The 13,003-nt window shown below is 67.1% G+C and carries 11 protein-coding genes; 3 read left to right on the forward strand and 8 right to left on the reverse strand.

Features of this window, described 5'->3' with window-relative positions:
- Positions 1-49: 49 nt before the first annotated feature.
- From pnp to truB, 3 genes are all read right to left on the reverse strand, one after another.
- The gene (pnp, locus tag HLH25_RS13100) at positions 50-2,191 is read right to left on the reverse strand and encodes a polyribonucleotide nucleotidyltransferase (RefSeq protein WP_182974491.1); all 2,142 of its coding nucleotides are present in this window, start codon (positions 2,189-2,191) and stop codon (positions 50-52) included.
- A gap of 313 nt (positions 2,192-2,504) precedes the next feature.
- A complete protein-coding gene (gene rpsO / locus HLH25_RS13105; RefSeq protein ID WP_114725993.1) occupies positions 2,505-2,774 on the reverse strand; it encodes a 30S ribosomal protein S15 in 270 nt (89 codons plus the stop codon).
- Between the two features lie 24 nt (positions 2,775-2,798).
- On the reverse strand, positions 2,799-3,719 hold the full coding sequence (gene truB, locus HLH25_RS13110) for a tRNA pseudouridine(55) synthase TruB (RefSeq protein ID WP_182974492.1): 921 nt from the start codon (positions 3,717-3,719) through the stop codon (positions 2,799-2,801).
- Between the two features lie 149 nt (positions 3,720-3,868).
- Here truB and HLH25_RS13115 point away from each other — a divergent pair, with 149 nt between their 5' ends.
- Positions 3,869-4,846 carry an MlaD family protein gene (locus HLH25_RS13115; RefSeq protein WP_182974493.1) on the forward strand — a complete coding sequence of 326 codons (978 nt, stop codon included), beginning with the start codon at positions 3,869-3,871 and terminating at the stop codon, positions 4,844-4,846.
- A gap of 135 nt (positions 4,847-4,981) precedes the next feature.
- Here the strand turns inward: HLH25_RS13115 and rbfA are convergent, their stop codons facing one another.
- Genes rbfA through rimP form a run of 5 tightly spaced genes read right to left on the reverse strand, consistent with a single transcriptional unit; the run spans position 4,982 to position 10,948 of the window.
- Positions 4,982-5,419: a 30S ribosome-binding factor RbfA gene (rbfA, locus tag HLH25_RS13120; protein ID WP_114725381.1), complete on the reverse strand. Its 438-nt coding sequence runs from the start codon at positions 5,417-5,419 to the stop codon at positions 4,982-4,984.
- A complete protein-coding gene (infB, locus tag HLH25_RS13125; protein WP_182974494.1) occupies positions 5,416-8,097 on the reverse strand; it encodes a translation initiation factor IF-2 in 2,682 nt (893 codons plus the stop codon). Before infB ends, rbfA begins: the two co-directional genes overlap by 4 nt.
- 12 nt (positions 8,098-8,109) lie before the next feature.
- The gene (locus HLH25_RS13130; RefSeq protein WP_182974495.1) at positions 8,110-8,751 is read right to left on the reverse strand and encodes an RNA-binding protein; all 642 of its coding nucleotides are present in this window, start codon (positions 8,749-8,751) and stop codon (positions 8,110-8,112) included.
- A 34-nt stretch (positions 8,752-8,785) separates the two neighbouring features.
- On the reverse strand, positions 8,786-10,321 hold the full coding sequence (nusA, locus tag HLH25_RS13135; protein ID WP_182974496.1) for a transcription termination factor NusA: 1,536 nt from the start codon (positions 10,319-10,321) through the stop codon (positions 8,786-8,788).
- An 18-nt stretch (positions 10,322-10,339) separates the two neighbouring features.
- Complete coding sequence (rimP, locus tag HLH25_RS13140; RefSeq protein WP_375288978.1) at positions 10,340-10,948, reverse strand: ribosome maturation factor RimP; 609 nt, start codon at positions 10,946-10,948, stop codon at positions 10,340-10,342.
- A gap of 162 nt (positions 10,949-11,110) precedes the next feature.
- Here rimP and HLH25_RS13145 point away from each other — a divergent pair, with 162 nt between their 5' ends.
- Both HLH25_RS13145 and HLH25_RS13150 read left to right on the forward strand, forming a co-directional pair.
- Positions 11,111-11,713 carry a hypothetical protein gene (locus tag HLH25_RS13145; RefSeq protein WP_182974498.1) on the forward strand — a complete coding sequence of 201 codons (603 nt, stop codon included), beginning with the start codon at positions 11,111-11,113 and terminating at the stop codon, positions 11,711-11,713.
- On the forward strand, positions 11,710-12,978 hold the full coding sequence (locus HLH25_RS13150; protein WP_182974499.1) for an AAA family ATPase: 1,269 nt from the start codon (positions 11,710-11,712) through the stop codon (positions 12,976-12,978). The genes HLH25_RS13145 and HLH25_RS13150 overlap by 4 nt, the downstream gene beginning before the upstream one ends.
- The last annotated feature ends 25 nt before the right edge of the window (positions 12,979-13,003 follow it).

Raw genomic sequence — 13,003 nt, forward strand, 5'->3', positions numbered from 1 at the left:
ACGGGCGGGGCCGCGGCGGCGGAGCAGGCTGCCCCACCGCCGACCGGCTTCAGCGCGCCGGCGGCCGAGCGGGCTTGGCTCCGACGGTCTCGCTGATGTCGGCACCCGTCTCCTGGTCGACGACGCGCATCGACAGCTTGACCTTGCCGCGATCGTCGAAGCCCAGGACCTTCACCTTGACCACATCGCCCTGGTTGACGATGTCCGTGGTCTTGGCCACCCGGCCCTGCGACAGTTCCGAGATATGGACCAGACCGTCGCGCGCGCCCAGAAAGTTCACGAACGCACCGAAATCGGCGGTCTTGACCACCTTGCCGGTATAGATCGCGCCAATCTCGGGCTCGGCCACGATGCCGCGAATACGCTCGATCGCCTTGGTGGCCTGCTCTTCGGCCGACGCGGCGATCATGATCGTGCCGTCATCGTTGATATCGATCTTGGCGCCCGAATATTCAACGATCTCACGGATCACTTTACCGCCCTGGCCGATCACATCGCGGATCTTTTCCTTGGGCACGGTGATGGTCGTGATCTTCGGCGCGGTCGAGGACACGTCGCTGCGCCCCTCGGTCAGCGCCTTGGACATCTCGCCCAGGATGTGCAGGCGGCCGTCGCGCGCCTGGCCCAGGGCGATCTTCATGATCTCGGGCGTGATGGACGTGATCTTGATGTCCATCTGCAACGCGGTGACGCCCTGCTCGGTGCCCGCCACCTTGAAGTCCATGTCGCCCAGATGATCTTCGTCACCCAGAATGTCGGACAGCACGGCGAAGCCGCGATCTTCCTTGATCAGGCCCATGGCGATGCCCGCCACCGGACGCTTCAGCGGCACGCCGGCATCCATCAGCGCCAGCGAGGTGCCGCACACGGTCGCCATCGACGACGAACCGTTGCTCTCGGTGATCTCGGACACCACGCGCATGGTGTACGGGAAGGTATCCTTGCCGGGCAGCAGCGGATGCACCGCGCGCCAGGCCAGCTTGCCATGCCCGATCTCGCGACGGCCCGGCGAGCCCATGCGGCCGCACTCACCCACCGAGTAGGGGGGGAAGTTGTAGTGCAGCATGAAGTTGGTGCGGTATTCGCCTTCCAGCGCGTCGATCACCTGCTCATCCTGGGCGGTGCCCAGGGTGGCGACCACCAGGGCCTGGGTCTCGCCACGGGTGAACAGGGCCGAGCCATGGGCGCGCGGCAGAATGCCGACTTCCGACACGATCGGGCGGACCGTCTTCAGGTCGCGGCCGTCGATCCGCAGGCCGGTATCCAGCACCGAACTGCGCACCACGTCGGCTTCCAGATCCTTCAGGATCGGCTTGGCCGCGCCCGCATCCAGGCCTTCCGCCGTCAGCGCCGCCAGCACGGCGTCCTTCGCCGCGCCGACCTTCTTGTAACGCGCCTGCTTCACGCGCTCCTGGTACGCTTCGGCGATCGACGCGCGGCCCAGCACGTCGATCCGCTTGCGCAGCGCCAGTTCCTCGGCCGACGGCTCGGCCAGGTCCCACGGCGCCTTCGCGGCATGCTCGGCCAGCGCGATGATGGCGTCGATGACCGGCTGGAACGCTTCATGACCGAAGGTCACGGCACCCAGCATCACCTCTTCGCTCAGTTCGGCGGCTTCGGATTCGACCATCAGCACGCCTTCGGCGGTGCCGGCGACGACCAGATCCAGCGCGCTGTCCTTCATCTCCGGCAGGGTCGGGTTCAGCACATAGGCGCCGTTCGCATAGCCGACGCGGCAGGCCGCCACCGGGCCGAAGAACGGAATGCCCGACAGCGTCAGCGCCGCCGAGCAGCCGATCAGGGACGCGATCGCCGGATCGTTCTCCAGATCGTGGCTCAGCACGGTCGCGACGACCTGGACCTCGTTGCGGAAGCCTTCCGGGAACAGCGGGCGGATCGGGCGGTCGATCAGGCGCGAATTCAGCACCTCGATCTCCGACGGACGGCCCTCACGCTTGAAGAAACCACCGGGGATCTTGCCGGCCGCGAAGGCCTTTTCCTGGTAGTTGACCGTCAGCGGAAAGAAATCCTGGCCCGGCTTGACGCTGCGGGCGCCCACGGCGGTGCAGAGCACGACCGTGTCGCCATAGGTCACGACCACGGCGCCATCGGCCTGGCGGGCGATCTTGCCCGTCTCCAGCACCAGCGTGCGGCCGCCCCATTCGATCTCTTTGCGGTAGTAGTTGAACATTCAGACACTCCCTGTCCGATGGCCACCCCGGATGAATGGGAGAGGCCCGGACAAGGGGATGAAGGACAGCGTCTCGGACGGCATGGAGCGATGACGGTCATCCGCCAGAACACCATGTGGCCTGAAACGCTGTGACCCGGTCCGGATGTCTCCACCGACATGGGGGCAGCGTGTGGCCCGGCCCAGGATTGGGCATCGGGCGCGGCGGTCCCGCGGCAACGGGGCGGCCATGCCACCCCATCGGCGGAACGCACCAATGCGACCCGGCCCGTTGCCACGCACCGCGGGGCAGCAGGCCGGATCGCGCGTCATCTCAGCGACGCAGGCCCAGACGACCGATCACGGTCTGGTAGCGGGCCTCGTCCTTGCGCTTCAGATAGTCCAGCAGGCCGCGGCGCTTGCCGACCATCACCAGCAGGCCGCGACGCGAATGGAAATCCTTCGCGTGGGTCTTCAGGTGCTCGGTCAGGTTCGTGATCCGCTCGGTCAGCAGGGCGACCTGGACTTCCGGCGAGCCGGTGTCGGTGGCGGCGGTCTGGTATTCGCCAATCAGCGCCGTGCGGCGTTCAGCAGTAATCGACATCGTGTTCTCCACATTCCAATTCGGTTAAAGCATGCGGTCCGGGCGCAGCCAGCCATCTTCCAGCCGGCACAACCCGATCACGCGCCCCCCGTCCATCCCCCGCACGATACCCTGGTCGGGATCGGCGGCGTCCGGAATGCGTCCCATCAGGCCGAGCAGGCTGATCGCCTGCCCGTGCGAGAGGGACTCCGCTTCCTCGTGGGTCAAGGCCAGCGCCGGGATGTCGGCCAGCGCGGTCGCGACCGGAAGAAGCAGATCCGGTGAGGCAGGCGCGTTGTCGTCGTTTGGCGTCAGTTTGTCCAGCGGAATCGCGTCTTCCTCGGCAAAAGGCCCCACCCGCAGGCGGCGCAGGGCGGCCACATGGCCCACCGTGCCGCAGGCCCGCGCGATGTCGCGCGCCAGCGAGCGCATATAGACGCCCTTGCCCGATTCCACCTCGAAAATCGCGGTATCCTCATCCGGCCGCGCCACCAGTTCGAACCGGTCGATCCGGGCCGGCCGGGGCGGCAGATCGGGCGGCCGCCCGTCGCGCGCCATGTCATAGGCCCGCTCGCCCGCCACCTTGATCGCGGAATAGACCGGCGGCACCTGCATGATATCGCCCTGGAAGGCCGGCAGCGCGCGGCGGAAATCCTCGTCCGTCGGCCGCACGGCCGAAATCTCTGTCACCGCCCCGTCGGCATCGTCGGTATCCCGGGCCTCGCCCAGGCGCAGGGTGAACTGATAACGCTTTGTTCCGTCCATGATGTACGGCACGGTCTTGGTCGCCGCACCGAAGGCGATGGGCAGCAGGCCGGTCGCCAGCGGGTCCAGCGTCCCGCCATGCCCCGCCTTGGCGGCATCGAAGGCGCGCTTCACCCGGTTGACGACATCGGTCGATGTCATCCCCGCCGGCTTGTCGATGACCAGCCAGCCATCGATCTGACGTCCGCGCTTGCGTCGCATGGGGCAAAACCTTCTTGATCAAAATCCTGGAAGAGGCGTGCGTGTAGACGAGCCCTGAAGGGGGAGCAATGCCGGATTGTGCCATGCCTGCTTTCTCAAGCGGCTCAGGAGGCCCGAAATAGACACCCGATGATCTTTTCTCTTCCCGCATGAGCACTCATCCAGGCCGTACCGCCGGATGGACGGCCATCCTGCTCTTCGTTGCCGGCGGGATCGGGCTGGGCTGCGCGTTCCTCGGCGCGTTCGGCCAGTTCGGCCTGATGACGCACAGCGAACGCGCCATGGTCGTCTTCGACCGTCCGATCGGCGGCCTGCGCGCCGGCGCCATGGTCACGTTTCGCGGCGCAAGGCTTGGGCGAGTCGAACATGTCGGCCTCGCCGCCGACCCCCTGCATGGCCGCGCGCTGATTCCGGTCACGATCCGCATCCAGCCCGAGCGGATTCACATGGCGGGCGGCGGAGGTCCCCTGTCGCCGCACCAGATGCTGTCCCGGCTGATCCAGGACGGATTGCAGGCCGAACTGCATAGCGCCAGCCTGGTGACCGGCCGCGTCGGCATCGACCTGGATATCGCCCCCGGCCCCGCCCCGCCCCTCCATCCCGGCCTGTCGAACCTGCCGGAAATCCCGGCCCATGAATCCCGCCTGGCCATCCTCCGCCGAACCCTGACCACCCTGCCGATCCATAAAATGGCAGCGGAATGGCGACAGACCGTGCAGGAAGGCCAAAAGATCAGGCAAACCCTCGATGCCGCCCTGCCACCCGTCCGCGCCAGCGTGACGGCAACCGCGTCTTCCATCCGAACGGCTTCCGCCACGGCACAAGCAGCCCGACAAAAGATCGAAACCGACTGGCACACCACCCGCACCGCGCTCGCACAGGCGCGCGCGACAGCCCACCGGCAGAGTCACGATCGCGGCACGGAAATCCAGGCCGTCACCCACGACACCCACGCCGCTCTGGCGGCCGCCCGTCAGGTCCGCTCAGACCTGCGCACACCGGATGATGCATTGAAAACCAACCTGGACACGGCACGGCGCGACATCGCCGCCGGGGGCGCCGCCTTGCATGACGCGGCACGCACGATCCGGCGCGAGCCAAGCGTTCTGATCACAGGAAGGCGATAGTCTTCGTTCTTTTTTGAAAAAAAGAACCAAAAAACTTTGATTCGTCGGGGAATTTTGTGCCGGGACACACGATGTCCCTGAACCGATCAAAAGTCTTTTTGCTTCTTTTTCTTCAGAAAAAGAAGAGAGTCTCTCTCAGTCCAGATCCCGCGCCACTTCCGGCTTGTTCAGCAACGCGCTGACTTCCATCGCATAATCCAGCGCCGTATCCGGCTGGAAATGGATTTCCGGCACCACCCGCAGCCGCAGATTGCCCGACATGCGCGACCGCAGGAACGGCGCCACACGCCGCAGCGCCGGCATCAGCGCATCCACATCGCTACGCCCCAGCCGCGCCACGAAAGCGGTGGCATGTTTCAGATCGGGCGACAGACGCACTTCCGTCACGGTGATGCGCGCATCGACCAGTTCCGGATCGCGGAATTCGGTGCGGGCGAACAGGTCGGCCAGCACCCGGCGCACTTCCTCGCCCACGCGCAACTGGCGCTGGCTGGGTCCGGAAGCGGCAAGACCGGCGAGTTTCCCCGCCGGCCCCGCCGTATTCACCTTCCCACGGGATGGGTTGCGGCTCATGCGGGAACCAGTTCCATCTCGTAGCACTCGACCATGTCACCTTCGCGCAGATCGTTGTAGCCCGCGAAGGACAGGCCGCACTCATAACCGCGCGCCACTTCCTTGACATCGTCCTTGAAGCGCTTGAGCTGGCTGAGATCGCCCTCGTGCACCACCACGTTGTCGCGCAGCAGGCGCACACCGCACCCACGCTTGACCACGCCTTCGGTGACGTAGCAACCGGCAACCTTGCCCACCTTGGTGATGTCGAACACCTTGCGGATCTCGGCATACCCCAGGAACTTCTCGCGGTGCTTGGGCGCAACCTTGCCCTTGACCAGCTGCTCCACGTCATCCGCGACCTGATAGATGATCGAGTAGTAGCGGATATCGACCCCTTCGCGCTGCGCCAGTTCCCGCGCCTGCGTCGTGGCACGGACGTTGAACGCGATGATCACCGCATCCGAAGCCTTGGCCAACTGCACGTCGCTTTCGGTGATCTGGCCCACACCGGCCGTCAGCACCCGCACCTTGACCTCTTCATGCTCAAGCTTGAGCACCGTGGTCTGCAACGCCTCGGCCGAACCCTGGACATCGGCCTTGATCAGCACGGCGACTTCCTTCTGGGCACCGGCCTGGATGCGCGCCAGCATCTGGTCCAGCGTGCCGCGCGCGGCCGTCTGGCCAGCGGCCATGCGGTCCCTGATCACGCGCTGACGGAATTCCGAGATCTCGCGGGCGCGGTTCTCGTTCTCCACCACCACGAACGGCTCGCCGGCACCCGGCACGCCGGCGATGCCCAGGATCTCGACCGGGGTCGAAGGCAGCGCCTCCTGGATCTGGCGGTTGCGGTCGTCGAGCATCGCACGGACACGGCCCCATTCGGCGCCGGCCACCACGATGTCGCCACGCCGCAGCGTGCCCTTCTGCACCAGGATCGTCGCCACCGGGCCACGACCGCGATCCAGCCGGCTTTCGATCACCGAGCCTTCGGCCACCCGGTCGGGGTTGGCGCGCAGGTCCAGGATTTCCGCCTGAAGCAGGATGGCTTCTTCCAGCTTGTCCAGCCCGGTGCGCTTCAGCGCCGAGACCTCGACATCCTGGGTGTCGCCGCCCATGGATTCGACCACGATCTCGTGCGACAGCAGTTCCTGACGCACGCGCTCGGGGTTGGCACCCGGCTTGTCGCACTTGTTGATCGCCACCACGATCGGCGCGTTCGCCGCCTTGGCGTGGCGGATGGCCTCGATCGTCTGCGGCATCACGCCGTCATCCGCCGCGACCACCAGCACCACCACGTCGGTCACCGAGGCGCCACGGGCACGCATGGCGGTAAACGCCTCATGGCCCGGCGTGTCGATGAAGGTGATCTTCGCACCCGAAGGCAGCGTCACCTGATAGGCGCCGATATGCTGCGTGATCCCGCCGGCTTCGGCCGCGGCCACGTCGGTGGTGCGCAGCGCATCCAGCAGCGAGGTCTTGCCGTGGTCGACATGCCCCATGACCGTCACGACGGGCGGACGCGGCAGCAGGTCTTCCGGCGTATCGTCGATGCCTTCGATGCCGATCTCGACATCGCTGTCCGCCACGCGGCGCACACGATGTCCGAATTCCTGAATCACCAGCTCGGCCGTGTCGGCATCCAGCGACTGCGTCACGGTCGCCATCACGCCCATCTTCATCAGGGCCTTGATGACTTCACCCTGGCGGGCCGCCATACGGTTCGCCAGTTCCTGCACCGTGATCGTCTCGGGCAGCACAACGTCACGCACCACGCGGACCTGGTCGGAGCGCAGACGCTCCAGTTCGGCCTGCCGGCGCTCACGCTCGCGCTGGCGCCGGACCGAGGCCAGCGAGCGCGTCTTGTCGTCGTCACCCTCGATCGCCGCCTGAACGTCGATGCGGCCGGACCGGCGGTTGTCGCCACCCTTCTTCGCGGGTGCGCCATTCGGCTTGCGGCTGGGCACGACACCGGGGCGACGCGGCGCACGGCGTTCCTCTTCCGTGTCGGGACCGCGACCGGTGCGCAGGCGCAGGGTCTCGCCCTGCGGCTGGGCCGGCGTCGCCGCCGCCGGCGCGGGACGGGTGGGCGTGACCGGACGGGCCGGCATGATGGCGCGTTCGGCCAGCGGGCGCAGGCGCTCCATCGGCGGCGCCAGCGTAACCTCGCCGGGCCGCGGCACGGCCGAGACCACCGCACCGGTCTCTACGGCTTCAGGCTGCTCCTGCACCTGACGCGCGGCCTGCTCCGCCTGGGCACGGGCCGCTTCTTCCTGTTCGCGGGATTCTTCCTCGGCTGCGCGCCGGGCATCTTCCTCGCGCCGCCGCGCTTCCTCGGCGGCGGACAGGATCATGATCTTTTCCTGCTCGCGGCGCTCCTGCTCGCGGCGGACGGCCTCGGCCCGCTGCTCGTCGAGGACGCGCTGGCGGGTAGCCAGTTCGGCGGCGGTCAGCGCGCGACCGCCACTGCCACCGCGCGCACCGGCCCGGCCGCCACCGGGCGAACCGGAGCCGCTGCCTGCGGGGGCCGGACCGGGGCCGCGCTTCTTGCGCACCTCGACCTGCACCACCTTCGAACGACCATGGCTGAAACTCTGCCGCACGGAACCGGCATCAACCGTCCGTCCGACCTCCTTCCGGCCCGCCGGCCGCAAGGACAAGCGTCCCTTACCCTGATCCTGATCGTTGCCTTCGCTCATGTACCCGCCTGTTCACCCAAGTTCGCCGGATTGGTCCGACGAACCCGGAACCGCCCTGCCGGACAGCCCCGCAAAACGTTCACTATCGATGCGCACGCGCCGTGCCAGTTCGCCACGCGACATCGCCGCATGCACGACATGGTCACGGCCGAATGCCGCCCCCAGACCCGCCGCCGTAGGAACAACCGCTATCGGCAGATCCCGTGCGCCGGACAATAACCTCGTCCTCTCGTCAGGGCTGCCATCCTCGGCCTGTATGATCAGACCGGCGCGACCGCCCTCTATCCATTCCCGCACCTTGACGAAACCGTATGTCACCTGACCGGCCCGTCGTGCGAGTCCCACCGTCTCCAGCATCCGGCGCACGAGGCCGGCTTCCAGGACCTTGTCCAGGTCGGGCGGAACGACGACCTGACCCCGGGCGGCGCGTGAGAATGCCCCGCGCGTCCGGGCCGTTTCTAGCACATCCCGGCGCGCGCTCAACCAGATTCCCCGTCCGGGCAGACGCGCGGAAAGATCGGGTGTCACAATCCGGTCGGGCGAGACCACGAAACGGATCATCGTCTCAGGCGCCGCACGCTCCCGCGTGACGATACAGCGGCGCAAAGGCCCCCGCTCGTCGTCTTCCGGCTCCAGATCGGCGTCCGCCGTCATATCCTGTCCCGCCTGCCCCGACACGCCGTGGCGCTCAGGCCCCCGGCGCCTCCTGCGCGTCGGCCGGCTGCTCGTCCTCGAACCAGTGAGCACGCGCCGCCATGATGATCTCGTTCGCCGCTTCCTCGTCGATCACGTCGCCGCCGAGGAATTCGACCAGCTCATCGCCGGCCAGATCCGCCAGATCGTCCAGGGTCTTCACACCCTTTTCACCCAGCGTCACCAGCATCTGGTTGGAAAACACGCCCAGAACCGCAATCTCGTCGGTCACGCCGAGTCCACGGCGCTTCTCGTCCAGTTCCTCCTCGCGACGGGCCAGGAAGCCCTCCGCGCGGCGGACCAGCTCGCCGGCCACATCCTCGTCGAACCCTTCGATCTCCGCCAGTTCGTCGGGCTCGGCATACGCCAGTTCCTCGATCGAATGGAAGCCTTCGGTCACCAGCAGGCCGGCGATCACGTCGTCCACGTCCAGCGCCTCGACGAACAGGTTGCTGCGACGACGGAACTCTTCCTGCCGGCGCTCCGATTCCTCGGCCTCGGTCAGGATGTCGATATCCCAGCGCGTCAACTGGCTGGCCAGACGGACATTCTGCCCGCGCCGGCCGATCGCCAGGCTGAGCTGCTCGTCCGGCACCACCACTTCGACGCGCCCGGCCTCCTCGTCCATCACCACCTTGCTGACTTCCGCCGGCGCCAGGGCGTTGACCACGAAGGTCGCCGCCTGCGGGCTCCACGGAATAATGTCGATCTTCTCGCCCTGAAGCTCCTGCACCACGGCCTGCACGCGCGACCCGCGCATACCCACGCAGGCGCCGACCGGATCGATCGAGGCATCGCGCGAAATCACCGCCATCTTGGCGCGCGACCCCGGATCGCGGGCCACGGCCTTGATCTCGATGATGCCGTCATAGATCTCGGGCACTTCCTGCGCGAACAGCTTGGCCAGGAACGCCGGATGCGTGCGCGACAGGAAGATCTGCGGCCCGCGCGGCTCGTCGCGCACGTCATAGATATAGGCCCGCACGCGGTCGGAATTGCGGAAGCTCTCACGCGGGATCAGCTCGTCACGGCGCAGCAGCGCCTCCGAACTGCCGATCTCGACCATCAGGTTCCCGTATTCCGTGCGCTTGACCGTGCCGTTCACGATCTCGCCCACGCGGTCCTTGAATTCCTCGAACTGGCGCTTGCGCTCATATTCGCGCACGCGCTGCACGATCACCTGCTTGGCGGTCTGCGCCGCGATGCGGCCGAAATCGATCGGCGGCAGCGGGTCGACCAGATGCTCGCCCAACTGGATCTCGGGCTTGAACTTGCGGGCGATGTGGAGCGGGATCTGCGTTTCCTCGTTCTCCACGACCTCCACGGCCTCGGTCCAGCGCGACAGGCGCACATCGCCGGTCTTGCGGTCGATGGTCGCGCGGATGTCCTTCTCATGCCCGTACTTGGCGCGCCCGGCCTTCTGAATGGCCTGCTCCATCGCCTCCAGGACTTCCTCCCGGTCGATCGCCTTCTCGCGCGCGACGGCATCCGCCACCAGCAGCAGTTCGGGACGGGAAACGGACGTGTCCATCAGAACCTCCAGGACGTCTCAGTGAGTCTTGCGCGCCGGCTTCTCGCCGGGCGGGACAGGGTCTTCCGGGGCTCCGTCGTCGGAGACCCCCATCATATGGGCGCTGGCGGCGATCAGTTCATCGGTCAGAACCAGCCGCGCGCGACGCATGTCCGACAGCGGCAGCGCCACTTCGGTTCCATCTTCCAGCCGCAACCGGCCGAGCCCATCTTCGGCACCCAGCAGGATGCCCGAGAAACGCTTGCGGCCGTCGATCGGGATATTCACCTCGGCCTTGGCCAGATGCCCGGCAAACCGGTTCCAGTCCTTCGCCCGCGTCAGCGGACGGTCAATCCCGGCCGAGGACACTTCCAGCGTCCAGGCGCCGGGCAGCGGGTCCTCGATATCCAGCACCGCGCCCACCGCGTGGCTGATCTGCTCGCAATCCTCGATCGCGATCAGGCTGCCGTCGGCGCGGTCGGCCATGATCTGCACCGTCGGGCTCTCCCGGCCCAGGATCGCCACGCGGACCAGTTCGAATCCCATATCGGCCAGGACGGGCGCCACGAGGGCGGCCACCTTGGCGTCCAGGCCGGTGAGGTGAGGCAGGTCTACGTCCAAAACAAAAAAGGCGGCCGGTAAGGCCACCCCCCAAAAAAGCGGAAGATGAAGGAATGACGCTGATATAGGCGATAACGCACGCGGCCGCAAGGTGCATGCCACGACGGAACCAAGGGGCTACATTACATTACAATCACGTCCTCGTTTGCCTGCTTGCCCAATCGCATGAGGCACACGCATGATGCCCGGATGAGGCAGACGCCCGACCCCGAAGCACGCGCCGCGCCCGATGAGGCCGGACCCGGCAAAGGCCGGCCCCTGTGGTATGGCCTGGCGGCAGGCATGATCGTCGTCGCCGGCTTCAGCGCCCGCATGGCCACCCAGAGCGAGCACCCGGCCCCCGTTCCCGCCCCGATCGTCAGCGATGCCGCCCATGGCGCCGCCGCCGGCGCCAATGCGCTGACCAGCACCCAGCAATTCGCCATGATCGCGCCCGACAACGCGCCGCGCGCCTTGCAGCAATCGGGCCTTCCGCCCGACCAGCAGGCCCGCATCCTGGCCGGCATCCGCAAGCGCGAATACCGGCTGGTGCAGATGCCGATCTATGACGAAGCCGGGACCGGCGGCGTCGTGAGCGTCAGTTCGGGCGGCATCACCCAGACCGTGCCGCTCTCTCCCAGGCCGCGCACCGTGCTGCTGCCCATCCGCATTTCCGGCGAGGTCGATATCGCGCCGGTTTCCGATCCCGGCCCGGCCGGCGTGGCGCCGGGGGCCATCACGGTCCTGGGGCCGACGCCGCTGCCGGTCATTCACCGGGACCAGATGCTCGTTCTGGATGTGATCGTCCAATGAAGGCTCTTCTGCCCGCCCTGAACCGGCTGATGCCGGTCATGATGGTTATTTTTCTGATTCTCGCCAGCTTGCAGGCCGCGGCCTCGCTGCATCTTTCCCTCGCCAGCCTGACGCATTTCATGGAATGGTGTGCACCGGCCTTTCCGGTGCTGATGGGCGGGAGCAGCCTGCTGGTCCTGGCGGGCATGATGTTCGAGACCCGCGCCGAACGGCTGGCGCGCAAGGGGCTACGGCGCCGACGGGGGTGGATGATGGATGTACTGGCCAGGCTGACCAATCGCACCGCGCTGGAAGAAATGATGGCGCGCGAGCAGAAAGAAACCGTGATCGACGCCGAGGAACTGGCGGCCGGCCTGCGCGCGCGGGTCATCGGCCAGGACCAGGTCTGCGAGGACATCGCCGCCCAGTTGCGCCGCCGCATGGCCTTGCAGGTGCGCGGCAAGCCGGTCGGCATCTTCCTGCTGGCCGGGCCGCCGGGCACCGGCAAAACCTACCTGGCCAAGCAGATGGCCCGCCAGCTCGACCGCCCGCTGCTGCATTTCGACATGACGCAGATGAGTTCGCCGCACGCCGCGACGCAGCTTTTCGGCTCGCCCAAGGGCTATGTCGGCTCCGACACGTTCGGCAAGCTGACCGGCGGCCTGAAGGAAAAGCCCGATGCCGTCGTCCTGCTCGACGAAATCGAGAAGGCCCACCCCGATGTCTTCAAGAAATTCCTCACCGCGTGGAACGACGGTCACGTTACCGAGGCTTCCACCGGCCAGCAGATTTCCACCGTCCGCGCCATCTTCGTGCTGACCTCGAACATCGCGACCGATGCTTTGTCCGAGATCGCCGACCGCCTGGCCGACGAACCCGACCGCATGCGCGCCGAGTCGGTCGAGGCCCTGCGCCAGGCCGGCTTCGCGCCCGAGGTGCTGAACCGCCTGGACCGTATCTTCGTCTTCCGCGCGCTGACGGGGCTGGACGTGGCCCGCGTCGCGGCGCTGGAGATCGAGGCGATGATCGAAAGCTACGGCCTGAAGGTCGAGACGGGCGGCATCGACGCGTCGCTGCTGTTCGAGGTCATGCGTCGCCAGAGCAAGATGGGCGCCGCCGCCAGCGCCCGCGACCTGGTACGGTCGATCGAAGACATGATGAGCGACTCGCTGATTTCCGCCCGCCAGCAAGGGGCGAAAATGGTGCGCGTCGTTTCCGGCGAAGACGGCGTCACCGCCGAAATCGCCAACGATACCGAGGCCCAGCGGGCCCGCGTCCTGCGCTGACCCGCTTTTCCCTTACGGCGACCTG

This window comes from Gluconacetobacter dulcium, from assembly GCF_014174165.1.
Classification (GTDB): Bacteria; Pseudomonadota; Alphaproteobacteria; order Acetobacterales; family Acetobacteraceae; genus Gluconacetobacter; species Gluconacetobacter dulcium.